The following is a 23,178-nucleotide window of genomic DNA, read 5'->3' as shown; positions in this document are numbered from 1 at the left end:
AATAGTTCGGGTGCATGCCTCAGCGTTTAAAGTTTATTTTGTAAATAATAATTCTCGGTATTTTGTCAATGTCCATGTTTCGTCATCGACCAATAATTCCAATTTATCACAATGATTTCTGATGTCTTCAAAGTAAGGTTTCACTTTATTGCAATACGCCTCTGCCATTTCTTGAGCATTTGTCAAATTATTGGCTTTTTTTCTTTCATTCGTCATGGCTTCCACCTTAGAATTGATGCCTTCTATATGACTCGAAATTTCTTTGATTAAGATAATTTGTTCTTTGGCAATTTTTTCAAAATCAGAACCAAAGATTTCTTTGAGCCCTTTTACATTTTCAATCAAAGTATTTTGATAGCGAATGGCTGTAGGAATCACATGATTTCTAGAAATGTCACCTAATACTCTTCCTTCAATTTGAATTTTCTTGGTATACTCTTCTAATTCAATTTCATAGCGAGCTTCTACCTCAACATGATTCATGATGCCCATTTCTGAAAATAAATCCAAAGCTTGTTTAGAAGCTCTCGCTTTTAAAGCCTCGGGCGTTGTCTTGAAATTGCTCAATCCTCTTTTAGCCGCTTCTTGTTGCCAAGCTTCGCTGTAACCATCTCCTTCAAAAAGTATTCTTTTAGACTGCTTGATATATTCCCTCAAAACATTGAAAATAGCTTCATCTTTTTTCAAGTCTTTTTCTTCAATTAATGCATCGACAGCTATTTTAAAATCTTTTAGTTGTTTGGCTACTATAGTATTTAAAGTAGTCATCGCATTAGAACAATTTGCAGAAGAACCTACGGCTCTAAACTCAAATTTATTTCCAGTAAAGGCAAATGGAGACGTTCTGTTTCTATCGGTATTGTCAAGAAGCACATCTGGAATTTTCCCTACCACATTCAACTTTAGGTCTGTTTTTTCCTCTGGCGAAAGTTTTCCAGTGGTAACACCTTCGAGTTCGGCTAAAACTTTGGTCAACTGCTCACCTATAAAAACGGAAATAATTGCTGGTGGCGCCTCATTAGCTCCAAGTCTATGGTCATTGCTGGCGGTTGCTATAGAAGCTCGTAATAACGTTTCATAATCATTAACAGCCTTGATTGTATTGACAAAGAAAGTCAAAAACTGTAAATTACTCATTGGTGTTTTACTTGGACTCAATAAGTTAACTCCAGTATCTGTAGCTAACGACCAGTTATTATGTTTACCCGACCCATTAACTCCTTTAAAAGGTTTTTCATGAAGTAATACTTTCAAATCGTGACGCTCAGCCACTTTTTGCATTATATCCATTAATAGACAATTGTGGTCGACAGCCAAATTGGTTTCTTCAAAAATGGGAGCCAACTCAAATTGATTAGGAGCAACCTCGTTATGACGGGTTTTAACTGGAATTCCCAATAGCATACATTCTTGTTCTAAGTCCCTCATGTACGTTAAAGCTCGAGTAGGAATAGAACCAAAATAATGATCATCCAATTGCTGACCTTTCGCAGAAGTGTGTCCAAGCAAAGTTCTACCAGTCATCATTAAATCAGGACGTGAATTGGCCAAGGCTTTATCAACAAGGAAATATTCTTGTTCCCAACCTAGAGTAGCTGTTACTTTTTTAACATTTTTATCAAAATACTTACATACCTCAGTAGCGGCCTCATCCATGGCAGATAAGGCTCTTAACAATGGAATTTTATTGTCCAAAGCTTCGCCCGTATAGGATATGAATACTGTAGGTATGCACAAAGTAGTCCCATAAATGAACGCTGGAGAGGTTGGATCCCAAGCGGTATATCCTCTTGCTTCGAAAGTATTTCTGATACCTCCATTTGGAAAACTTGACGCATCAGGTTCTTGTTGAACCAATTGGGCACCTCCAAATTTTTCGACAGGGTCACTACCGTCAAATGAAGTCTCAAAAAAAGCATCATGTTTTTCAGCAGTTGTGCCTGTCAATGGCTGAAACCAATGGGTGTAATGAGTCACCCCTTTTGACAACGCCCACTCTTTCATACCCATGGCAATATAGTTGGCTAGCTTTCTGTCTATTTTAGTTCCATATTGTATGGCACCTTGAACTGCTTTGAAAGCATCTGAAGTTAAATATTGCTTCATTGCTTTTTCATTAAATACATTAGAACCAAAAATAATGGACTTTTTATCAGTTTCTTCAAATTTAATTTGATTTCTTGACGATGCTTCTTTCAAAGCTTGAAAACGTAATGTTGACATGTGAGCAATTTTAAATGTTACTACTTAAGATTTTATATCGAAAAACAAATATAATCATTCTAAAAACACAAAACGACCCTGTTGATAATTATGAAATTAATTTTTATAGGCACACTAAATTACTAATTATAAAATATACCCCTATCAAAAATGCAGTAATGAGAAAAATAACCAGTTAGAATGTAAAAAATACCCCCTTTTTTTTAAGCCTAAAAAAATTGAGCTATATTTGTCCAGAATTTAAATCATAAAATTAATTTATTATTATGGCTAAGATAAAATTAGAATACATTTGGTTAGATGGTTATGAACCAACACAAAACTTAAGAAGTAAAACCAAAGTTGAGGAGCACGAAAACTTCAAAGGAACATTGGCAGAAATAGGAAACTGGTCTTTTGATGGTTCGTCAACAAGACAAGCTGAAGGAGGTTCTTCTGATTGTTTATTAGTTCCTGTTGCTATTTATCCTGATCCAACTCGTATTAATGGATACCTAGTAATGTCTGAAGTTATGTATGCTGATGGAACTCCACACCCTTCAAATGGTAGAGCTACAATTGACGATGAAGATGATGATTTTTGGTTTGGCTTCGAACAAGAATACTTCATTATGGATACAAAAACTCAACTTCCTCTTGGTTTCCCAGTAGGAGGTTATCCAGCACCACAAGGAATGTACTATTGTTCAGTAGGTGGTAAAAATACTCACGGAAGAAAATTAGTTGAAGAGCATGCTGATTTGTGTATAGCCGCTGGAATTAACTTTGAAGGAATTAATCAAGAAGTAGCATGTGGACAATGGGAATTCCAATTGTTTGCTAAAGGAGCTAAAAAAGCAGGAGATGAAATCTGGGTTGCTCGTTACTTATTAGATCGTTTGACTGAAAAATATGGTTACTACATTGAATACCACCCTAAACCACTTGGAGATACTGATTGGAATGGTTCTGGTATGCATGCTAACTTCTCAAACTCTGTTTTAAGAACTTGTGGTTCTAAAGAAACCTATGAGAAAATCTGTGAGGCTTTCCGACCTGTTACTGCAGAACATATCGCTGTATATGGAGCATATAACGAACAACGTTTGACTGGTAAACACGAAACCGCTTCTATTCACGATTTCTCTTACGGAGTATCCGACAGAGGATGTTCAATTCGTATCCCATTAATGACAGTTCAAAAAGGATGGAAAGGTTGGTTAGAAGACAGAAGACCTGCATCTAATGGTGATCCATACAAAATTGCTGCAAGAATTATTAAAACAGTTAAATCTGCACTTTAATAATCCTAAAATATTTTTTTTAAAATGCCTTCTATCTTGAAGGCATTTTTTTTATTTACTACTCTAGCTATATCCCTGTTAATTATTAAATCAAAAAAGTATATTTGTAGTTCAAAAAAATTTCAATTATGATTGTTTGGTTTTTCTTTCTGCTAAGTATTTTCATTTTTCTTGCTCTTGATTTAGGCGTATTCAATAAAACACCTCATATAATTAGCACTAAGGAAGCCAGTAAGTGGACATTCATATTCATATCGATGTCTTTCGCTTTTTCAGGTGTTGTTTATTGGCTGTATTCGAATAATTATGTGTCCAATCCTGATGGATTAAAGCCAACAACAGCAATGATTAAATACATCACGGGATATTTAATCGAATTGTCGTTGAGTGTTGATAATATTTTTGTCATTGCAATTATTTTTTCATCTTTTAAAATTCCAAAGAAATACCAACATCGGGTTTTGTTTTGGGGAATAATAGGCGCAATTGTTTTTAGAGGTTTGATGATTTATTTTGGAGTTTTACTGATAAACAAATTCAGTTGGACAACTTATGTTTTTGGGATCTTCCTTATTTTCACCGCCTTAAAAATGCTCTTCACAAATGAAGAAAATGACTTTGAACCTAAAAATTCCTTAGTCTATAAAATTTTAGGAAAAATAATTCCCATTTCGCATCACAACGAGAAAGACCATTTTTTCGTTAAAAAAGAGTCTAAAACCTATGCTACTCCCCTATTCGTTGCTTTAGTAGTTATAGAAGTAATGGACGTACTATTTGCTGTAGATAGTGTACCTGCAATTTTGGCTATCACTTCAGACCCTTTTTTAGTCTTTAGTTCCAATATTTTTGCAATACTCGGATTGCGCTCTATGTATTTCTTTTTAGCAAATATGTTGGAAAAATTCAGCTATCTAGAATATAGTTTGATTGCAATACTAAGTTTTGTTGGTATAAAAATGCTTCTGCACAGTCTAATAGAAATTCCAGAGTGGTTTTCTCTTTCATTTATTGCCTTATCACTGATCACAGGAGTTCTTGTTTCGTTACGAATGGCTAAGAAAGATTAATTTAATTCATAAAAAAAGCAGCTAGTTGATGAGCTGCTTTTTATCTTAGAAAACTATTTTTTAATTTAGTATTTTCACATTACTATCGTCTATGTGATAGGCTTTGATAACCGCATTATAGTCATTTTTATCCACCTTTTTACTGGATCTTCCTGAAAAATAACCTGGTATGATGACAATTCTAAACGTTTGATTTTGGATGTACTGTGGAGCCAATGTTAAATCAAATGTTCCACCAGCATATATCTTGAAATCTTCCCTACTAAAATCATAATCGTAATCTAATTCTCCTTGATTGAGATACAATGTTCTAGGTATCAATTGCCAAATAGGAGTTGAACTATCTATAGTACCTGAAAGTCTATAAATTAAAATATTATCCGACGAATAAATTTGAGTTCTAAAAGTCTGATATATATTATATCCGTCTACATCATTGCGACCGAAATTTATATTTTTAAGTTCAAAAACTTCACTTTCTGCACTATACCCGTTTTGACCCGCAGGTCCTTGTGGTCCTTCACAACTTGACAGTATCGTTATCCCTATCAATACTAGCATTGTAACTATTTTTTTCATGATGATTGATTTTAATTGATTAATTTATAAATGTATTCCAAAAATCAAACCAAAAAATAATTTTTCAAAATTTTAATAAAAATAAAATTCCGTATTTTTACAAATATGAAGCTATATATGATATTATTGGGATGCACTCCTAAAGGCCGTCTCACTGAGCAACACGATGTTTTTTTTGGAATTGGTAACTCTTTAAAAGAATTAATACCGCAAATGAATCAATTTTGGCCAGAAGCAAATGGGCAAATTCATATTGATGCATGGCGAGAAGTTACTTGTGTGGAAAACTTTTGTGTTGAAATTGTAACAAAAAACACCGTTTCAAAAAACGAATCTCAACTTTACTTTATTAATCTTGGAGGCTATAAAGAAAACGACTTTGAAGAGTATCATTACAAAATGATTCTAACGGGGACTTCTCTCGCTGAAGTAACTAAAAAGGCAAAAAAGGCTTTATTCTACAAACATTTTAATTTTAAAGGTGGAGGTGAATCTCACATTGATGACAAGTATGGAGTCGATGTAGATGATATTCACAAAGTGAAAGATGTTTTACCTCCAGAATTAAAGGAAAAATACGAATTAAAGATTTCTAAAAACACCACTTCCATGATTAAAGACGAATTACATATTGGTTATTTAAAACTTGATAAACTGAAATAAATCGTATCATTTATGATTGTTTTTGTAGCCTATTAAAGTTCATTTTCAACACAAAAAACTGTAAATACTGATGGTTTGATTTCTTTTTGATTACACAATAATAATGTTAAAATAAAACAAAACACTATTACTTTTCCAATTAAAAAACGGAATTTTGCGTAAATAATTCAAAGAAAATCATATGAACACTGAAAGCCAAATCAATATCGAAATTCCTCAAACGATTATTGATGGTATAATGCAGAAATTACAAGAATGTAAAACGGACTTAGCTCCTTACCTACAACAACTTAACTCCAATGAGAGTATATCACTCACTAAAATTAGGAACAAAACTATTGCTACAATAAACACCATTCAAACCGACGCTGATTCAGAATTTACTCCTGATTTTAGTGCCAAAATAGAGTTTTTCAAGGACGACACTATGCTTTCTCAGGCTAATCCTATTCATAATTTGGCCTCATTTTTCAACCAATTGCCTAATGTAAAGCAATAAAGCAATTATTTTATAATTGTTTTTAGTTCCTGACGGTATTGCGATGCACTTTTCCCCGTGTAGGCTTTGAATGATTTATTAAAATGACTGAAATTATTGAATCCGCTTTCAAATGAAATCTCAGAAATGCTCATTGGTTTTTCTGCCAAAAGTTTGGAAGCGTGAACCAATCGGTATTCATTAACAAAGGCGGTAAAGGTTTTATTCGTAATTTTTTTAAAATACCTACAAAAAGAAGGAGTTGTCATGCTTACCAAATTAGACACCTCCTCTAAGGCAATAGGCTCTTGAAAATGATCTTTAACATAATTAAAAACACTATTGATTCTATCATTATCCTGTGTTTGCAGCTCCATTGAAAATCCATCAGCATTTAAAATTTTATAGTCATCGGTACGTTCTAGCTCACTGAGGATGGTAAGTAACGAAAATAAGCGTTCCATTGGCGGCTGATGTTCCATTGCTTCAATTTGTTGACCAACATTTTTCTTTACATTTCCCGTAAAAGCAATTCCTGCTTTAGCTTGACTAAAAAGATTTTGTATGTTTTTCAATTCGGCAATTTCAAAAAAATTATCTCCCAAAAAATTAGGTTTCATTTGAATCACCGTTTCATTGGTATTTCCTGTTTGATCATTTGTAAATCCACAATGTGGTAAATTACTACCTATAAGTATCAAATCTCCATCAGTATAATAAGATATGTGACTTCCTATTTGCCTTTTTCCAGAACCTCCATTAATAAAAACCAATTCTATTTCAGGATGATAATGCCAAACATGCGACTTGATATTGGTGTTTTCTTCATATTTTGAGTAATAAAAAGAACTTCCGTAAGAGGGTGTAATAATTTCTAATGATGGGGCTATTGTTTTCATATTTTCAAACTAAATGTATACAAAATTAGCATGATTATATTCATTTTTATCATGATTTAACCTATATCGTTTTCGAAATGTTAAAATAGCATACAAATTGGAAAATACAGTGTCTTTATGCTACAGTTTCTTGCCCTAGTTTTGCCTCATCAAATTATTAGTATTAATTTAAAAGCTACAATTATGAGAAAGATGTTAAGATTCGGTTTGGTACTAGTAGTAGCTATGACTACTATGACTACCTTTGCAAGCGAAGGTGATTTTTTACTATATGTAAAAAAAGGAAATGAAAAAGAAATTAGATTTTCATTAAATGGAATTAAAAGAATTAACCTAGCACTATACGACAAAGAAAACAACTTGATTTATTCTGAGAATGCCTCAGGAAAAGAAGGTATTTTAAGAACGTATCGTCTGGAAGAATTGCCATCGGGAATCTATTTTCTAGAAGTAGAAAATGAAGTAAAAAAAGTGCGTTATGAAATCACCGTAACGAACAACATGGCTTTATTGTCTCAAAAAGCGGTTACAGAAGTTTACAAAGAAGCTTTGAGCAACAAAAAAGGAACTTTGGCTATCTTGTAATTCTAAAAAAACTCAATTCAACAGAAGAACAGCTCTACTATGGGCTGTTTTTTTATGACTACTATTTAAACGTACTTAAATACGTTTTTAAATAATCACTCAAATCTAGAAAATGCATTTGTTGTGGAACATCGATAAAAGGTTTTCTTGTAAAATTTTCATTGCTCATGTAATAATGCAAACCGTCATTAGTAGCAATGCCCTCTATTTGATGAAACGGAAGTTTCAACTTAATTTTTCTTTTATTGCCTGAAAAAAAAGTATTCCCTTTATAATCATATAATACATAAATAAAAGGCTGTAGCTTTTTAGAATAACCACACAAGACTAACAATTTTTTATTTTGTAAAAAAGTTGCTCCAGTAATCAAACCTCTAACATTGAAGGTTGCTTTATAATCTGCTACATAGTTTCCGGGAATTTTAGACAAGGAATAGAGGCTTGTCTTTTTCGTTTTCCATTCCTTGCTAAACAAATACAAACTATCTTTAGTGACAATCATAGCTTCACAATCAAAATTGGTACGATTCGAATGTTGAAGTGTAAAATCTGTTTGATTGGGATAGGCAAAAGCAATGGTATCGATTTTTGGTTGACTCAATCGCAAAGATTGTTTTTCAATTCGCAGTATTTTCAAATCTTTTCTGTTGCCTTTATAATTGTTTCCAAAATCACCAATATATAGATAAGCACTGTCTTGAGCTATCTCTTCCCAATCTTTATTGACAACATGACTCAATTGAATTTTCTTTACGATGGCTCCCGACAAAGAATCTAAGGCATACAAATTCGTGTCCGTATCATCATTGTGCGTCCATAAAAACCCATTCCAAAAAATCAAACCAGAAGTTTCGTGAAGTTGTTCATTTAATATTACTGATGAATACAAACGTATAGACTTTTTTAGGTAACAACAACTGCCATCGTTACTAGTGGCTAAGGGATTATAATTCTTAGACAACTTGTCTGTGCATCCCAAAACCTGAGCAAACGAGTGTACTGAAACACAAGCAAAAACCAATAACAGCAACATTCTGCTTTTAGTAATCATCGAATTTACTGTTTTTGTTTCACTGGAATCCAGATTTCTTCTTCAGAATTGGGGTCGTTGTTCTTGTACTTTTCGCCAAGAATTTCAAACTGAGGTCTATTGTCTAATTCATAATCGGAATTAGGTAACCATTGGGTATAAATAGCATTAAAAAAAGTAGCGGCACCAGCCTGATTGCCTTTGTAATTAAAAACCGCATACAAGCCCTCTGGAATTTCTACTGTTTCCATTCCATCTGGCACAAAATCGAAAGAAGAAACAGCGACTGCAGCCCATTTAGTAAAAGGAGTATTAGGACTAAAATCGAAATCCTCGGGATTGATTTGGATATTGTACAACTCCATTCCAACAGCATTTTGAATTTCTTTTCGTCTTGGCATAAAACTACTCCATAATTCAAAAGCACGATAATCAGCATAGGTAAAAATGAGGTTTTTGCCTATGAATTTTGTGGTAGGGAAGGTTTTGATGGTTGGGTTCATAAAATTAATAATCCTAATAGGTTAGTATTACATATTTCTTCGATACTGCCCACCCACTTCAAACAACGCATTAGTAATTTGTCCTAACGAACACACCTTGGTAGCCTCCATTAATTTTTCAAAAATATTTTGGTTGTTGATGGCCGCTTCTTGAATGGTGTTCAATTGTTCTGCAACTTTATCCTCATTAGCTTTATGAAGATTTTCCAACATTACAATTTGGTATTGCTTTTCTTCTTCAGTAGCGCGAATTACCTCAGCGGGAATTACCGTTGGTGAACCTTTCGAACTCAAAAATGTATTCACACCTATAATTGGAAATTCACCTGTATGTTTCAAGGTTTCGTAATACAAACTTTCTTCTTGAATTTTACTACGTTGGTACATCGTTTCCATGGCACCAAGTACACCACCACGTTCTGTAATTCGGTCGAATTCTTGCAACACGGCTTCTTCTACTAAATCGGTTAATTCTTCAATAATGAACGAACCTTGAATTGGGTTTTCGTTTTTCGCTAAACCTAATTCTTTGTTGATAATCAACTGAATTGCCATAGCTCTTCGTACTGATTCTTCTGTTGGAGTCGTAATCGCTTCGTCATACGCATTTGTATGCAGAGAATTACAGTTATCATAAATCGCATACAATGCTTGCAACGTTGTACGAATGTCATTGAAATCAATTTCTTGTGCGTGTAACGAACGACCCGATGTTTGAATATGATATTTCAACATTTGTGCTCTTTCGTTGGCGCCGTATTTATTTTTTAAGGCTTTCGCCCAAATTTTACGCGCCACACGACCAATCACAGCATATTCTGGATCGATTCCGTTAGAGAAAAAGAACGATAAATTTGGACCGAAATCGTTGATGTTCATACCGCGACTTAAATAGTATTCCACGTAAGTAAAACCATTTGCCAACGTAAATGCCAATTGCGTAATTGGATTCGCTCCTGCTTCAGCAATATGATAGCCCGAAATAGAAACTGAATAGAAATTACGAACATTTTGTTGGATGAAATATTCTTGCACATCACCCATCAATCTTAATGCAAATTCTGTAGAGAAAATACAAGTATTTTGTGCTTGATCTTCTTTCAAGATATCGGCTTGAACCGTACCACGAACTTGTGCTAAGGTTTTAACCTTGATATCATTGTACACTTCCAAAGGCAATACTTGATCTCCAGTTACACCCAAAAGCATCAATCCTAAACCATTATTTCCTTCTGGCAATTCACCTTGATAACTTGGTCTAACAATTCCTTTTTTCTTGTATATTTCATTAATTTTTTCTTCAACTTCAACTTGAAGATTGTTTTCAATGATGTATTTTTCACAATTTTGATCGATTGCCGCATTCATAAAAAAACCAAGCAACATAGGTGCTGGTCCGTTAATGGTCATCGAAACCGAAGTCAATGGATGACTTAAATCAAAACCAGAATATAGTTTCTTAGCATCATCCAAACAACATATTGAAACACCTGCATTTCCGATTTTTCCATAAATATCAGGACGAACGTGCGGATCGTTTCCGTATAAAGTAACCGAATCAAAAGCCGTTGAAAGACGTTTAGCTGGCAAACCTGCAGAAACATAATGAAACCGTTTGTTGGTTCGCTCTGGTCCACCTTCACCGGCAAACATTCTTGATGGATCTTCACCTTCGCGTTTAAACGGATACAATCCGGAAGCAAATGGGAATTCGCCAGGCACATTTTCTTGTAAATTCCATTTTAAAATATCGCCCCAAGCTTGGTATTTTGGCAGCGCCACTTTCGGAATTTGTAAATGCGACAAACTCTCGGTATGCGTTGCGATTTTGATTTCCTTATCACGTACTTTAAAACTATAAATCGGATTTTTGTATTTCGCTACTTTTTCATCCCAAGTTAGCAGCACTTCCCAATTGTAAGGATCTAAATTCATCTTAACTCGGTCGAATTCTTTTAATAATAATTGTAAAAAAGGATGAGATTCTTCCTTCGTCAGAATGACAAAAGAGTCGTCAATACCAGATTTTGTAATAGAAAGTTCTTTATTAGAAACACTTTCTATTGTTTTGTAAATTCCGTATAATTTTTGAGCTACTTCAAATTGAGTCAAAACAATTTCGTCGTATTTTCTGTTATTCTCAGCAATTTCAGATAAATATCGTGTACGATGCGGCGGAATTACGAATATTTTCTCGCTCATTTCACGAGTGATTTGGAACGTAGATTTTAAATCGGCTCCTGTTTTTTCTACAATTTTATCCATGATAGATTTGTAGAGCGTATTCATTCCTGGGTCGTTAAATTGTGAAGCTATAGTCCCGAAAATAGGCATGGTATCTACATCAGCATCCCACAGATTGTGATTGCGTTGGTATTGCTTTTTCACATCGCGAATTGCATCTAAAGCGCCACGTTTATCAAATTTATTTAGAGCCACCATATCAGCAAAATCCAACATATCGATTTTTTCCAATTGTGTTGCAGCACCAAATTCTGGCGTCATAACATATAGAGAAACATCCGAATGTTCTATAATTTCAGTATCCGATTGACCAATTCCAGAAGTTTCAAGAATAATAATGTCATATTTGGCAGCTTTCAACACTTCAATGGCTTCGTTTACATATTTTGACAAAGCCAAATTGGATTGACGTGTTGCCAACGAACGCATGTAAACTCTAGGATTATTGATGGCGTTCATACGAATTCTATCACCAAGAAGTGCACCACCAGTTTTACGTTTGGATGGATCAACAGAAATTAATCCGATAGTCTTTTCAGGAAAATCGATTAAAAATCTTCTAACCAACTCATCAACCAACGATGATTTTCCAGCACCACCAGTTCCTGTAATTCCGAGAACAGGAATTTTAGTAGCTTCATTTTTCTTATGAATAAAATCAAATGCTGGTTTGGCAACTTCAGGAAAATTTTCTGCTGCAGAAATTAATCTTGCAATGGCAGTAGGATTTTTAGACTCAATTTGTTCTAGCTCATTATTCAATTTATCACCAATTGGATAATCGGAACGTTGCACTAAATCGTTAATCATTCCTTGCAATCCCATAGCACGCCCATCATCTGGAGAATAAATTCGCTCGATTCCATATTCGTGTAATTCTGAAATTTCAGAAGGCAAAATTACACCACCACCACCGCCAAATATCTTGATATGCCCTGCTCCTTTTTCTTTGAGCAAATCGTACATGTACTTGAAATATTCGTTATGTCCGCCTTGATATGATGTCATGGCAATAGCATTAGCATCTTCTTGAATGGCAGTGTTTACCACTTCTTCAACGCTTCTATCATGTCCAAGATGAATTACCTCCACACCTGTTGCTTGAATAATTCGTCGCATAATATTGATAGCAGCATCGTGACCGTCAAAAAGAGAGGCTGCAGTTACAATTCGGACTTTATTTTTAGGGATGTAAGGAATTTGTGGTTTCATTATGAATGTGATAATTTGCGTTCGCAATTTACGCAAATTAAAAAAATAACACCCTTCAAAGTCTTATATTACACAAAAATTCCAAGCCAGACTTTTTTTTAAAAAAAATAAGATTAGTTTTGAAAAAATTATTGAGAATCATACTATCCAAAAACTCAATGTAAGATACCGTATATCATATTAATTCATTCAGATAACAAAATACAGAATCTAAACCATCATGCGAAATATTACAATACTCATTCATTGTGAAGATCAAAAAGGGATTATTGCTGCGGTGACTAATTTTATTCTAAAAGTGGAAGGAAACATTACCTATATTGACCAACACGTTGATGTTGACCAAAATGTTTTTTTTATGCGGTTAGAATGCGAATTGATGAATGAAAATTGGACTGTGGCAGCCATAAAATTAGATTTCCAGCAATCTATAGCCAAAGATTTTAATATGTCTTGGCAGTTATACAACAAAGACCAAAAACCTAAAATGGCTCTATTTGTTTCCAAATACGAACATTGTTTATTTGACATTTTAGGAAGATACAGCGCAGGGGAATTATCGCTTGAGATTCCTTTAATAATAAGTAATCATAACGATTTAAAGCCAATTGCTGAGCGATTTAATATTCCGTTTTATCATGTGCCTTTTACAAAAGAAACCAAAGAAATTGGAGAAAAAAAACATATTGAATTGTTGCAAAAACATGAAATCGATTTTATCGTATTGGCACGATATATGCAAATTATCACTCCAAATCTCATAGGATTGTATAAGAATCAAATTATCAATATTCATCATTCGTTCTTGCCAGCTTTCCCTGGAGCAAAACCTTATCATTCGGCTTTTAAGAGAGGGGTAAAAATCATAGGTGCCACGAGTCATTATGTTACTGAAGAATTAGACGAAGGACCAATTATTGAACAAGATATAACGCGAGTTTCACACAGTCATTCTATTGAAGATTTTATTATGAAAGGTAAAGATTTGGAGCGAATCGTTTTGTCGCGAGCCATTAAACTACATGCTGAAAGAAAAACAATGGTGTATAGCAACAAAACTGTTATTTTTTCATAAAACGGTATAATCTTTGTTTTAAAGCTAGAAAAAAAATCTTCAAATGAAAAAACTATTTATTTTACTGTTATTAATTCCACTAATTACAATTGGTCAAACAAAAAAGAAAGTCAAAAAGACAAAGGTTAAAATCCCAACTATAACCAATGTTACCAACACCATTGATATTAGTGCCGGCCTCAAAGAAGCTCTAAACAAAGGAGTTACAGAACAAGTTTCAAAACTTACGGTCATTGATGGATTCTATAAAAATGAAGCCGTAAAAATTTTGATTCCTGAAGAATTACAAAGAGTAGATGCTACGTTGAGAAAATTAGGAATGGGTAATTTGGTAGATGACGGTATTCAATCGTTGAACCGTGCTGCAGAAGAGGCTGTAAAAGAATCCACTCCTATTTTTGTTAATGCGATAAAAAATATAAATATTACAGATGCCAAGAGTATCTTACTTGGCAATGAAAGTGCAGCAACAACCTATCTAAAAGATTCTACAACAAAGGATTTGTATGCTAAATTCAATCCGGTAGTTCAGGAATCTATTGGGAAAGTAGGCGCAGATGTTATTTGGAATTCAATAATTAAAAAATACAATACCATTCCACTGGTCAATAAAGTAAATCCAGACATCACAGACTATGTAACCACAAAAGCTATGGATGGTGTTTTTAAAATGATTGCCGTAGAGGAAAAAAATATTAGAGAAAAGCTCTCTTCAAGAACATCAGATGTATTAAAAAGTGTTTTTGCTTTACAGGACAAAAAATAATTTAACATAAAAAGAAGTTTAAAATAACATACAATTAACAGCCTAACTCATAATTATTTAGAACATTTGTAAAGCAATAAAAGGTTTTATTATTTGTTTTAGAGTTAGTTGAAAAAGAGCCAATATTTATAATGATATTGGCTCTTTTTATTTTAATGATTGAAGAAACAAAATGGCATTAGTATTAAAAATCATAGACTGTTCCACATTGACTACATGACCACAGCTAGGAATAATAAAAACACTTGATGATTTATAGTGTCGTTTTACAACCTCAGATACAGAGGGTAAAAACATGTAATCCTCTTCTCCCATAATATAAAATGTTGGGATTCCTAATTCTTCTTGGCGAAACTGTCTAAGGAGAGGATTAATTTCAGCCGTGAGCTGAAACCATCTAATAAATTCTTTTTGGCGCAGTTTCTTTGCCTCATGTATAAATAACAATCTAGATTGTTTGTGATTTTTGTTAGGCATAATCACAAAAGCAAAAAACTTATACAATAGTAGATAGGGCATAACATATTTAAATATGTTTCCAAGTTTCATTAATATCTGAGACCGAAAATTCATTTTTAGAATGGCTCCACCAAGTATCATACTCTCGACGCGCTCTGGTTGCATTTCAGCCAATTGACGAATCAAGATAGTCCCTAATGAAATTCCCACAAAATGAGACTTTTGAATTGCTAAAAAATCGAATACTTCTATTATATCATTTGCAATTGATTTAAACGTGTATCTTGAAGTAAAAGTCGTTTTTAAAATGGATTTAGAATTGCCATGACCTCTTAAATCCAACAACAAAACATTGTACTCTTTTTTAAAATCCCGAACTTGTTTGAACCAAATCGAGGAACTTCCTCCTGCTCCATGAACAAAAGTCACCCACTGAGAGCTATTTTTGTTTTCGTATAAAGTATAGGATATCAATTTGTATTTTTATAAATATAATTGTTTCAAGATGACTTCCATTTCGGCTTTAATTTTCAACGCTTCCTCTCTGGTTTTTGCAGCAAAATCGGATTCAGAGGAGGCGTAAATAATTGCCCTTGAGGAATTAATTAGTAGTCCTACATCTTTGTTCATACCAAATTTACATACTTCTGAAAGACTACCTCCTTGTGCGCCCACACCGGGAACTAATAGAAAATTATTAGGAACTATTTTACGGACTTCTTCAAAGTAATGTGATTTTGTAGCTCCAACAACGTACATTAAATTCTGAGCATTTTTCCACTTCTTTGATGTTTCAAGAACTTGTTGGTATAATTCTCTTTTTTCGGAAGTATTTGTCTGAAAATCGAAAGCTCCTTCATTAGATGTCAATGCTAAAAGTATCGTATGCTTGTCCTTAAAATCAAGAAAAGGCTCAACTGAATCCCTACCCATGTATGGAGCCACAGTAACTGAATCAAAATTTAAATCTTCAAAAAAAGCCTTAGCATACATTGATGATGTATTGCCTATATCGCCTCTTTTGGCATCTGCAATAGTAAAAATTGAAGGATACGTATCGTTTAAATAATTAATTGTTTTTTGAAGCGATTTCCAACCTTTTATTCCATAGGCTTCATAGAAAGCGGTGTTGGGTTTATAGGAAACGCACAAATCGTGCGTGGCATCGATTATGGCTTTATTAAATTCAAAAATGGAATCCTCGAGTTTGAGTAAATGCTGTGGAATCTTGGTCAAATCAACATCTAAACCGATACAGAGAAAAGATTTTTTTAGATGAATTTGTTCAATGAGTTGTTGTCTTGTCATTTTGAAAGTTGTTGCACAAAGATACAAACATCATCATTTAATCCTTTAAATTATAGAACATTTTACATTTTAAATATAACAACACACTATTCATCCTAATATAAATTTGTATAATAAAATTTAACTTAAAATTCAATATTATGAAGAAAGTAATCGTATTGGCATTATTATTAATCGCCTTTTCAAGTCAAAAAACTATTGCCCAAGCTTATGGAAAATCATACTCAACGGCAATTGGTGTAAAATTTTACCCAGGGGCAATTACTGTTAAGCACTTTGTGAAATCAAATGCAGCTTTAGAAGGTATTGGTTATTTTTGGGAAAGAGGTAATCGAATTACGGGACTCTATGAATTTCATGGTAACATCAATAACGCACCAGGTTTAAAGTGGTACATTGGACCTGGAGCTCACATCGGATTTTACAATAATAAATACTATGATGGAGGTACCTCCATTGGTATTGATGGAGTTTTAGGTCTTGATTATAAGTTCAAGGGAGCTCCAATAAATATGTCTATCGATTGGCAGCCTTCACTGGAGTTTGGTGATTATGATGGCTTTGGCTCAGGTTTTGGTGGAATAGCTATCCGATATGCTTTTTAAAAGAAATGCCTTGAATACATGTTTCTTATTGTTGGCTTGTAAGATATGTCTCTGAAAATACCATTATAGCCTTTTCAAAAGTTGTATTAATAGAGTTTCTCAACTTGAAGTTTGTAGTCATCTATTAGATAAACGTTGACTAAAAATCATAATTGGAAAAATTTAAAGTCCTAAAGATATGAATTCGAAATATTCAACAATAGTTCAATTATTTAATACTTAGACTTATATAGTTATGATATGAACAGTAAAAAACAACAAAACAATGTTTATCCTGATAACAACATGTTGAATAAAATTTAAATTTATAATTCTAGTAGATAAAGCATTATCTGTGATACATACAACTTTTTTAATAATGCAACTTTATATTATATGTTTTTAAAACTATGCACTATGAAAACGAAAGCAAAAAAAATGGCAATATTTGTAGCTCTATTTATTTCTGAATTTACATTAGCCCAAGAAATAGTAAAAGATGATCGAGAAAAATTTAGTTTAGGTGCCAAAGCAGGTATTAATTTTTCTAATGTTTATGATGAAGAAAATCAGGATTTTGTTGCTGAGGGAAAAACTGGATTTGCCATCGGTGGATTTTTATCGATTCCTTTGGGGAAATATTTCGGGATTCAACCCGAATTAATGTACTCTGAAAAAGGATTTAAATCCACTGAATCAAATGTGTTGTACAGTTACAAATATACCCGAACAACCAGTTTTGTTGATTTGCCTTTGCTTTTGCAAATCAAACCTGTGCCATCAATAACTTTTGTTGGCGGCCCTCAGTTTTCGTATTTATTAAAAACAAAAAATAATTTCAACGGAAATATCACGACCACTCAAGAAGAAGCAATTAACAAAGAAAACTACAAAAAAAACATATTGGGTTTTGTTGTTGGAGCCGATTTCAACATTGATCACTTTTTGATTTCTGGTCGCGCTGGTTGGGATATAAGCAGTTCTGACGCTAATGGAAACAGCACAACTCCACGTTATAAAAATCAGGTGATCCAGCTAGCTCTAGGTTATCGATTTTGATATTAACACGCATTCAAAAATTAGGTTTTTGACCAATTGAAGATGGAGTTGATGCGAATTAACTCCATTTTCTTTTTCATTAAAATTATACAACTTATCAAAAAAATTATATAACAGACTTGTTGTTAACAGTTTTTACTTTTGAATAATAACTTTAAAATGTAATTATCATGAAAAAGCTTCTAACCATAACCGCCGTTCTAATTTGCGTTTTTTCAACAGCAAATGCACAAGTGAGTATCAATGTTAATATAGGAACTCCCCCTGTTTGGGCACCTGCAGATCGAGTAGAAGTGCAATATTATTACCTTCCTGATATTGATGTATATTATGATGTTCCTCAAGCTAGATTTATTTATTTATCAAATGGATCTTGGATTCGTTCGGTAAATTTACCACCGCGCTGCAGAAATTATAATTTGCATGCTGGTCATGTGGTTTATTTAACTGATTACAGAGGAACTAGACCTTATGCTTATCATAAAAGGCATAAAGTCAAGTATTTTACCGGACACCCTGAAAGAGTTGTTGCCTATCGAGAAGTAAAATACCACAAACATCATGATCGGAGAAATGGAAAAAACAGAGGGCATGGAAATGGAAAAAAAGACCACTAACTAAATCGAGTTTATTAATGTATCTGCTAGGCTAACCTTGCTAAGCAGATACATTTTAATTTAGTATATTTACCGAAATAACCTAATTAATGAAATTATTTTTAAAATTCGATTTTAATACGATTGTAAAAAATTATTTGGAGCATTTACTCAAGGAATCCAATTTTCGCTATAAATGTTTGGCTTTTGGAGAAATTGAGCTATTAGACAAATTATCAGTGGAAAGACAACTCGAAATCAATACTATTTTTGCTCAAAACGGGATTGAAATTGTCGAAAGTCAGAAGAGAATATTTGTGCAAAAAATTAAAGATGCTATTATCGAAATGATTCAAAACCAAGAATCAATTTCGATAAAAAGTTCGGTATATTTATCGGATAAGCTCCAGAACAGTTATGGATATATTTCAAATGTCTTTTCTGAAGTAACTTATACATCCATTGAAAATTTTATTATCATTCAAAAAATTGAAATAGCCAAACAAATGATTATTTCGAACGAATTGACCTTGACCGAAATTGCCTATAAGCTAAACTATTCAAGTGTGGCGCACTTGAGCACACAATTTAAAAACACCACAGGAATTACACCTTCGGTTTTCCAACGAATAATTCAAAAAAGGAAAGAAATTGCCAACCAAAAATAATCCATTCAATGGCCAAAGAATATAGCTATATCATTTTAGCCGATGACGACGAAGACGACCAATTGTTTTTTAAAGATGCTTTTAGCGAATTAAAGATTTGTACAAAAGTTCAAACCTATAATGATGGTGTTGATCTTATGAATTACCTTAATCAGCCTGATGCTATTTTGCCTGATATTTTGTTTCTTGATTTGAATATGCCAAGAAAATCAGGGAAAGAGTGCCTTTCTGAAATTAGGTCTAATAGTAAGTTTCAAGATATTGCAATTGCTATTTATTCAACTTCTTCATCTGAAGAAGATATTGAAGATACTTTTGTGCAAGGAGCCAATATCTACATAAAAAAACCTAACGATTTTAGTGTGCTTAAAAAAATACTCTCAGATGTAGTTACTATAAACTGGCAATACCATACTTCAGGATTAAATAAAGACAATTTTTTATTAAGAATGTAATTCATTTATGAAAATCAATAACTTATATAATTCTCCTGTTTTTTTTAAATTCGTTTTTGTATTATCCATTTTCATAATATTTTTCATATCGGGAATCACATTAAAACATTTAATATCCATTAAAAAAACTTCTTATTATGTAGAGCGAAGCTATCATGTTTCCTTAGAATTAGAGAGGGTAATTTCATACATAAAAGATGCAGAAACAGGACAACGAGGATTTTTACTTTCTAAAGATTCTAGTTATTTAAAACCCTATAATGAATCTAGAATTAAAATTGAAAAGTCCTTTAAAAAATTAATTGAGTTAACAAAAGATAATCCCGAACAACAAAGAAATATTGTAAAACTTAGATTTTTAATTAATAAATGTAAAAATTATTTATCTAAAAATATCTATCTTTTTTTAAACACCCAAAATAAAAAAAATGAATTTCTTCGCAATCTAAAAATTGGAGAAACAACGATGGATAGTATTCGGAATCATATTAATGAAATGAATAGAATTGAAGATTATCTATTCAAAACTAGGACTGCAGATTATAAATCGACTATGCAATTCACACCGATTATTATTTACTTTACTTTATTAATAACCCTATTCTTAATTTTTATTTCATTTATTAGAATAAGTAAGGATTTGAAACGTCTAAAAACTTCAAATTCTAAATTAGTTATTGCTGATGAGTCAAGTAAAATGGGTGAAATTGTGGGTAATTTTGGGAGCTGGCAATATGATTTAGAGAAAAATAAATATTTTTTTTCAGATAATGAATACCGATTATTTGGTTGTGAACCAAATTCGTTTGAACCAACCTTAGAAAATTTTTTAAGATATGTTCATCCAGAAGATTACAATCAAGTTGTTGATAATGTTAATAAAATGATTGTGAATGAAGACTTACCTTCTTACACCTATAGAATTATCAAAGAAAATGGAGAAATTAGATATTTAAGTGATATTGCAAGGTCTTTAACAGACCGATTAGGAAATAAAATAATTATTGGAATAACTAATGATATTACTCGAGAATATTTAGCAACACAATTAATTGAAGAACGAAATAAAGAATTAGAAGCCAACAACAAAGAATTATCTGCTTTTAATTATGTCGCGAGTCATGATTTACAAGAGCCTCTGAGAAAAATACAAACTTTTATTTCAAGAATTGCAGACAAAGAAGAAAACAATTTTAGTGATTCTGGAAAAGAATACATGACTCGAATTCAAAATGCAATTGATCGAATGCGATTGTTAATTGACGATTTACTACAATTTTCAAGAACTAATAAAACCGAAAAAGTTTTTGAAAATATTGATTTAAATAGGCTTTTAGAAAATTCAAAACAAGAATTATCCCAAAGCATTGAAGAAAAAAAAGCGATTATTACCTGTGAAAAATTACCAACTTCAAAAGTTATTCCGTTTCAAATTCAACAGCTTTTCACCAATCTCATTAGCAATTCCTTAAAATACAGCAAAACAGATGTAGCTCCAGTTATTAACATCTTATATGAGAAAATTAATTCCGAGACTGATGAACGAATTTCAACTAAAACAATCTTAAAATTCCATAAAATTACCTTCAGAGACAACGGAATTGGTTTTGAACAAGAATATGCTGAAAAAATCTTCATGCTTTTTAGTAGACTTCACAACAAAAACGAATATTCAGGAACTGGAATCGGATTAGCAATATGTAAAAAAATTGCCGATAACCACAGAGGATATATTTTTGCTGAAAGCAAACTAAATATGGGTTCAAAATTCACTATTTATCTACCTGTAATATAAAAGAACTCTATAACTTGTTTATTAAATCCGTTATTCATAATAAAGTTATGTAACTTAATTTGAAAATAATGTAAATAAGATTATTCTATTATTTTGCAACTTTGTAATGCAATTTTATATAATTTATTAATTTAAAAATAAAATTCATGCAAAATTCACTTTACTCAATAGCAGCAATATCAGTACTATTGTGGGGCATAGGTTTTTTTATTTACGACCTTGGATTGTTAATACATATTCTTTTAGTAGTTGCAATTATTGCTATACTATTAAGGGTTATTAAAGGAAAGGACTTGTAATAAAAATGAGGCTGTCTCACAACTAAAAAATCAAAATTTTCTATGAGAATTTCTCAATGAAATACTCAAAATGAAACCTATTTTCAAATTAATTCAGACTATTTCTGTTTGTTTTCTGTTAAAGAAAAAAACAAAAAAGGGAATCTCATTGTTTTGAGACTCCCTTATCTTCTCTGTAAATATTTGTTTTACTTCCTATTAAAAAACTTCGCTTTCTTTTAATTTTTCGGTATTTGAAACCAACTGGAGTTCATCAATCATTTTCTGAATATTTCCGTTCATGAATCCATCTAAGTCAAAAATACTCAAACCTATTCGATGATCTGTGATTCTGCCTTGAGCATAATTGTAGGTACGTATTTTAGCCGAACGATCTCCACTACTTACCTGTGAGTTCCGTTTTTTAGCATCTTCATCCTGCTTTTTAGCTAATTCTAGTTCATATAAACGAGAACGTAATACGGTCAGTGCTTTATCTTTATTTTTATGTTGCGATTTTTCATCTTGACACTGCGCCACAAGACCTGTTGGTATGTGCGTCATACGAACTGCCGATTTTGTAGTGTTAACCGACTGACCTCCTGGACCTGACGAACAGAAAAAATCGATACGCACATCATTCATGTCAATTTGAACATCAAATTCTTCGGCTTCAGGCAAAACCATAACCGTAGCAGCAGAAGTATGAACTCTCCCTTGTGTTTCTGTTTGCGGCACACGTTGAACGCGATGTACTCCCGCCTCGAACTTTAATGTCCCATAAACATCTTCACCAGTTACTTCAAAAATAACCTCTTTAAAACCACCAGAAGTTCCTTCGTTCATATCAACCACAGAAGTTCTCCAACCTCTATTTTCACAATATTTAGTATACATTCTGTATAAATCTCCAGCAAAAATTGAAGCCTCATCTCCACCCGTTCCTGCACGTATTTCAACCATCACGTTTTTAGCATCCTCAGGATCTTTAGGAATTAACATGAATTTAATTTCCTCTTCAAGTTCTGGCAATCTTTCTTTTGCTTCATCCAATTGCATTTTTGCCATTTCTACCATTTCAGCATCGGAACCATCAGCAATAATTTCGTTGGCTTCTTCAATATTTCCGGTAATATTTATAAGTTCCTCACGCTTATCCATCAACGCTTTTAAACTTTTATATTCCTGATTTAACTGAACATAGCGCTTTTGATCGGCAATAACATCAGGTTGAATAATCAAATCTGAAATTTCGTCGAAACGTTGTTTTACATATTGCAATCTTTCTAACATGCTCTTACACTTTCTGTTTTTGGAGTGCAAAAATAGTAAAAAGTCTTCAGTTGAACGTGTAAAGTTGATAGAT

At 32.7% G+C, this 23,178-nt stretch carries 23 protein-coding genes; 14 read left to right on the top strand and 9 right to left on the bottom strand.

What is annotated here, in order from left to right; genetic code table 11:
• Positions 1-33 precede the first annotated feature (33 nt).
• Positions 34-2,223: a glutamine synthetase III family protein gene (locus tag AC23L6_RS11225; RefSeq protein ID WP_487562562.1), complete on the bottom strand. Its 2,190-nt coding sequence runs from the start codon at positions 2,221-2,223 to the stop codon at positions 34-36.
• Positions 2,224-2,489: 266 nt separating this feature from the next.
• Between AC23L6_RS11225 and AC23L6_RS11220 the strand changes: the two genes are divergently transcribed.
• Positions 2,490-3,506 carry a glutamine synthetase beta-grasp domain-containing protein gene (locus AC23L6_RS11220; RefSeq protein ID WP_487562563.1) on the top strand — a complete coding sequence of 339 codons (1,017 nt, stop codon included), beginning with the start codon at positions 2,490-2,492 and terminating at the stop codon, positions 3,504-3,506.
• A 128-nt stretch (positions 3,507-3,634) separates the two neighbouring features.
• Complete coding sequence (locus tag AC23L6_RS11215) at positions 3,635-4,576, top strand: TerC family protein (RefSeq protein WP_487562564.1); 942 nt, start codon at positions 3,635-3,637, stop codon at positions 4,574-4,576.
• Between the two features lie 60 nt (positions 4,577-4,636).
• Here AC23L6_RS11215 and AC23L6_RS11210 read toward each other — a convergent pair whose 3' ends face one another.
• Positions 4,637-5,155, bottom strand: coding sequence for a hypothetical protein (locus AC23L6_RS11210; protein ID WP_487562565.1), 519 nt, complete (start codon positions 5,153-5,155; stop codon positions 4,637-4,639).
• 105 nt (positions 5,156-5,260) lie between these two features.
• Between AC23L6_RS11210 and AC23L6_RS11205 the strand changes: the two genes are divergently transcribed.
• Positions 5,261-5,818 carry a DUF1543 domain-containing protein gene (locus tag AC23L6_RS11205; protein ID WP_487562566.1) on the top strand — a complete coding sequence of 186 codons (558 nt, stop codon included), beginning with the start codon at positions 5,261-5,263 and terminating at the stop codon, positions 5,816-5,818.
• A gap of 181 nt (positions 5,819-5,999) precedes the next feature.
• A complete protein-coding gene (locus AC23L6_RS11200) occupies positions 6,000-6,317 on the top strand; it encodes a hypothetical protein (RefSeq protein ID WP_487562567.1) in 318 nt (105 codons plus the stop codon).
• 5 nt (positions 6,318-6,322) lie between these two features.
• On the opposite strand, the gene AC23L6_RS11195 is transcribed toward AC23L6_RS11200, so the two are convergent.
• The gene (locus tag AC23L6_RS11195) at positions 6,323-7,195 is read right to left on the bottom strand and encodes an AraC family transcriptional regulator (protein WP_487562568.1); all 873 of its coding nucleotides are present in this window, start codon (positions 7,193-7,195) and stop codon (positions 6,323-6,325) included.
• A gap of 183 nt (positions 7,196-7,378) precedes the next feature.
• Between AC23L6_RS11195 and AC23L6_RS11190 the strand changes: the two genes are divergently transcribed.
• Positions 7,379-7,780 (top strand): T9SS type A sorting domain-containing protein, encoded by a 402-nt coding sequence (locus AC23L6_RS11190; RefSeq protein ID WP_487562569.1) that lies wholly within the window; start codon positions 7,379-7,381, stop codon positions 7,778-7,780.
• 61 nt (positions 7,781-7,841) lie between these two features.
• On the opposite strand, the gene AC23L6_RS11185 is transcribed toward AC23L6_RS11190, so the two are convergent.
• Genes AC23L6_RS11185 through AC23L6_RS11175 form a run of 3 tightly spaced genes read right to left on the bottom strand, consistent with a single transcriptional unit; the run spans position 7,842 to position 12,769 of the window.
• Complete coding sequence (locus AC23L6_RS11185; protein WP_487562570.1) at positions 7,842-8,831, bottom strand: T9SS C-terminal target domain-containing protein; 990 nt, start codon at positions 8,829-8,831, stop codon at positions 7,842-7,844.
• A 5-nt stretch (positions 8,832-8,836) separates the two neighbouring features.
• Positions 8,837-9,313, bottom strand: coding sequence for a GyrI-like domain-containing protein (locus AC23L6_RS11180; RefSeq protein WP_487562571.1), 477 nt, complete (start codon positions 9,311-9,313; stop codon positions 8,837-8,839).
• 27 nt (positions 9,314-9,340) lie between these two features.
• Positions 9,341-12,769, bottom strand: a complete 3,429-nt coding sequence (locus AC23L6_RS11175) for a methylmalonyl-CoA mutase family protein (protein WP_487562572.1) — start codon at positions 12,767-12,769, stop codon at positions 9,341-9,343.
• Between the two features lie 220 nt (positions 12,770-12,989).
• Between AC23L6_RS11175 and purU the strand changes: the two genes are divergently transcribed.
• Both purU and AC23L6_RS11165 read left to right on the top strand, forming a co-directional pair.
• On the top strand, positions 12,990-13,844 hold the full coding sequence (gene purU, locus AC23L6_RS11170; protein ID WP_487562573.1) for a formyltetrahydrofolate deformylase: 855 nt from the start codon (positions 12,990-12,992) through the stop codon (positions 13,842-13,844).
• Positions 13,845-13,887: 43 nt separating this feature from the next.
• Positions 13,888-14,610, top strand: coding sequence for a DUF4197 domain-containing protein (locus AC23L6_RS11165; protein ID WP_487562574.1), 723 nt, complete (start codon positions 13,888-13,890; stop codon positions 14,608-14,610).
• A gap of 147 nt (positions 14,611-14,757) precedes the next feature.
• Here the strand turns inward: AC23L6_RS11165 and AC23L6_RS11160 are convergent, their stop codons facing one another.
• Together AC23L6_RS11160 and pyrF are read right to left on the bottom strand one after the other, a co-directional pair.
• The gene (locus AC23L6_RS11160) at positions 14,758-15,543 is read right to left on the bottom strand and encodes an alpha/beta fold hydrolase (RefSeq protein ID WP_487562575.1); all 786 of its coding nucleotides are present in this window, start codon (positions 15,541-15,543) and stop codon (positions 14,758-14,760) included.
• Positions 15,544-15,552: 9 nt separating this feature from the next.
• Positions 15,553-16,377, bottom strand: a complete 825-nt coding sequence (gene pyrF, locus AC23L6_RS11155) for an orotidine-5'-phosphate decarboxylase (RefSeq protein ID WP_487562576.1) — start codon at positions 16,375-16,377, stop codon at positions 15,553-15,555.
• A 140-nt stretch (positions 16,378-16,517) separates the two neighbouring features.
• Between pyrF and AC23L6_RS11150 the strand changes: the two genes are divergently transcribed.
• The 7 genes from AC23L6_RS11150 to AC23L6_RS11120 all read left to right on the top strand — a co-directional run bounded on the left by AC23L6_RS11150 (position 16,518) and on the right by AC23L6_RS11120 (position 21,833).
• Complete coding sequence (locus AC23L6_RS11150) at positions 16,518-16,982, top strand: hypothetical protein (RefSeq protein ID WP_487562577.1); 465 nt, start codon at positions 16,518-16,520, stop codon at positions 16,980-16,982.
• Between the two features lie 396 nt (positions 16,983-17,378).
• The gene (locus tag AC23L6_RS11145) at positions 17,379-18,020 is read left to right on the top strand and encodes a porin family protein (protein ID WP_487562578.1); all 642 of its coding nucleotides are present in this window, start codon (positions 17,379-17,381) and stop codon (positions 18,018-18,020) included.
• Between the two features lie 170 nt (positions 18,021-18,190).
• On the top strand, positions 18,191-18,637 hold the full coding sequence (locus AC23L6_RS11140) for a hypothetical protein (RefSeq protein WP_487562579.1): 447 nt from the start codon (positions 18,191-18,193) through the stop codon (positions 18,635-18,637).
• A gap of 89 nt (positions 18,638-18,726) precedes the next feature.
• Positions 18,727-19,284, top strand: a complete 558-nt coding sequence (locus AC23L6_RS11135; RefSeq protein ID WP_487562580.1) for a helix-turn-helix domain-containing protein — start codon at positions 18,727-18,729, stop codon at positions 19,282-19,284.
• Positions 19,285-19,292: 8 nt separating this feature from the next.
• On the top strand, positions 19,293-19,739 hold the full coding sequence (locus tag AC23L6_RS11130; protein ID WP_487562581.1) for a response regulator: 447 nt from the start codon (positions 19,293-19,295) through the stop codon (positions 19,737-19,739).
• A 7-nt stretch (positions 19,740-19,746) separates the two neighbouring features.
• Complete coding sequence (locus tag AC23L6_RS11125; protein ID WP_487562582.1) at positions 19,747-21,534, top strand: sensor histidine kinase; 1,788 nt, start codon at positions 19,747-19,749, stop codon at positions 21,532-21,534.
• A gap of 146 nt (positions 21,535-21,680) precedes the next feature.
• Complete coding sequence (locus AC23L6_RS11120; RefSeq protein WP_487562583.1) at positions 21,681-21,833, top strand: lmo0937 family membrane protein; 153 nt, start codon at positions 21,681-21,683, stop codon at positions 21,831-21,833.
• Positions 21,834-22,031: 198 nt separating this feature from the next.
• Here the strand turns inward: AC23L6_RS11120 and prfA are convergent, their stop codons facing one another.
• Complete coding sequence (gene prfA, locus AC23L6_RS11115; RefSeq protein WP_487562584.1) at positions 22,032-23,105, bottom strand: peptide chain release factor 1; 1,074 nt, start codon at positions 23,103-23,105, stop codon at positions 22,032-22,034.
• Positions 23,106-23,178: the final 73 nt, after the last annotated feature.

Source organism: Flavobacterium sp. R1_16, from assembly GCF_057652095.1.
Note: the sequence above shows the minus strand (reverse complement) of the source record. Positions and strands in the feature narration are given on the sequence as shown.

Coding starts and splice junctions, on each gene's coding strand:
- AC23L6_RS11135 (WP_487562580.1), top strand. CDS start 18,727: ATGAAATTATTTTTAAAATTCGATTTTAATACGATTGTAAAAAATTAT.
- AC23L6_RS11220 (WP_487562563.1), top strand. CDS start 2,490: ATGGCTAAGATAAAATTAGAATACATTTGGTTAGATGGTTATGAACCA.
- AC23L6_RS11120 (WP_487562583.1), top strand. CDS start 21,681: ATGCAAAATTCACTTTACTCAATAGCAGCAATATCAGTACTATTGTGG.
- AC23L6_RS11225 (WP_487562562.1), bottom strand. CDS start 2,223: ATGTCAACATTACGTTTTCAAGCTTTGAAAGAAGCATCGTCAAGAAAT.
- pyrF (WP_487562576.1), bottom strand. CDS start 16,377: ATGACAAGACAACAACTCATTGAACAAATTCATCTAAAAAAATCTTTT.
- AC23L6_RS11150 (WP_487562577.1), top strand. CDS start 16,518: ATGAAGAAAGTAATCGTATTGGCATTATTATTAATCGCCTTTTCAAGT.
- AC23L6_RS11180 (WP_487562571.1), bottom strand. CDS start 9,313: ATGAACCCAACCATCAAAACCTTCCCTACCACAAAATTCATAGGCAAA.
- AC23L6_RS11200 (WP_487562567.1), top strand. CDS start 6,000: ATGAACACTGAAAGCCAAATCAATATCGAAATTCCTCAAACGATTATT.
- AC23L6_RS11125 (WP_487562582.1), top strand. CDS start 19,747: ATGAAAATCAATAACTTATATAATTCTCCTGTTTTTTTTAAATTCGTT.
- AC23L6_RS11190 (WP_487562569.1), top strand. CDS start 7,379: ATGAGAAAGATGTTAAGATTCGGTTTGGTACTAGTAGTAGCTATGACT.
- AC23L6_RS11165 (WP_487562574.1), top strand. CDS start 13,888: ATGAAAAAACTATTTATTTTACTGTTATTAATTCCACTAATTACAATT.
- AC23L6_RS11210 (WP_487562565.1), bottom strand. CDS start 5,155: ATGAAAAAAATAGTTACAATGCTAGTATTGATAGGGATAACGATACTG.
- AC23L6_RS11175 (WP_487562572.1), bottom strand. CDS start 12,769: ATGAAACCACAAATTCCTTACATCCCTAAAAATAAAGTCCGAATTGTA.
- AC23L6_RS11145 (WP_487562578.1), top strand. CDS start 17,379: ATGAAAACGAAAGCAAAAAAAATGGCAATATTTGTAGCTCTATTTATT.
- AC23L6_RS11195 (WP_487562568.1), bottom strand. CDS start 7,195: ATGAAAACAATAGCCCCATCATTAGAAATTATTACACCCTCTTACGGA.
- prfA (WP_487562584.1), bottom strand. CDS start 23,105: ATGTTAGAAAGATTGCAATATGTAAAACAACGTTTCGACGAAATTTCA.
- AC23L6_RS11215 (WP_487562564.1), top strand. CDS start 3,635: ATGATTGTTTGGTTTTTCTTTCTGCTAAGTATTTTCATTTTTCTTGCT.
- AC23L6_RS11185 (WP_487562570.1), bottom strand. CDS start 8,831: ATGATTACTAAAAGCAGAATGTTGCTGTTATTGGTTTTTGCTTGTGTT.
- AC23L6_RS11130 (WP_487562581.1), top strand. CDS start 19,293: ATGGCCAAAGAATATAGCTATATCATTTTAGCCGATGACGACGAAGAC.
- AC23L6_RS11140 (WP_487562579.1), top strand. CDS start 18,191: ATGAAAAAGCTTCTAACCATAACCGCCGTTCTAATTTGCGTTTTTTCA.
- AC23L6_RS11205 (WP_487562566.1), top strand. CDS start 5,261: ATGAAGCTATATATGATATTATTGGGATGCACTCCTAAAGGCCGTCTC.
- purU (WP_487562573.1), top strand. CDS start 12,990: ATGCGAAATATTACAATACTCATTCATTGTGAAGATCAAAAAGGGATT.